The organism is Neisseria sp. P0009.S007 (assembly GCF_051962515.1).
Genome location: NZ_JBQCVF010000897.1, coordinates 1 through 438, shown reverse-complemented (window position 1 = coordinate 438; position 438 = coordinate 1). Strand labels below are relative to the sequence as shown.

General features: G+C 54.6%; 1 protein-coding gene. It reads left to right on the top strand.

Annotated features, from left to right (window positions below; genetic code table 11):
- Positions 1-438, top strand: a 438-nt coding sequence (locus ACTHS3_RS17000) for an indole-3-glycerol phosphate synthase TrpC (protein WP_440368641.1), incomplete at both ends; no start/stop codon positions are given.

Genomic DNA, 438 nt, shown 5'->3' with positions numbered 1-438 from the left:
GCCGTGGCGCTGCCGGTCTTGCGTAAAGACTTTATCATCGACGAATACCAAATCTATCAGGCGCGCACGTGGGGTGCGGATGCGGTTCTTCTGATTGCCGCCGCATTGGAAGCCGAGCAGCTTGAGCGTTTTGAAGCCGTCGCCCACGAATTGGGCATGACTGTATTGTTGGAGTTGCACGATGCGTCCGAGCTGGAAAAATGCCGCAACATGACCACGCCGTTGTGGGGCGTCAACAACCGCGACCTGCGTACGTTTGAAGTGACCCTGCAACAAACCCTCGACCTCTTGCCCGAATTAAACGGCAAAACCGTTGTCACCGAAAGCGGCATCCGCAACAAAGAAGACGTCGATTTCATGCGCGGCCACGGCGTGCATACTTTCCTGATCGGCGAAACCTTTATGCGAGCCGAAGATATTGAAGCCGAAGTCAAAAAA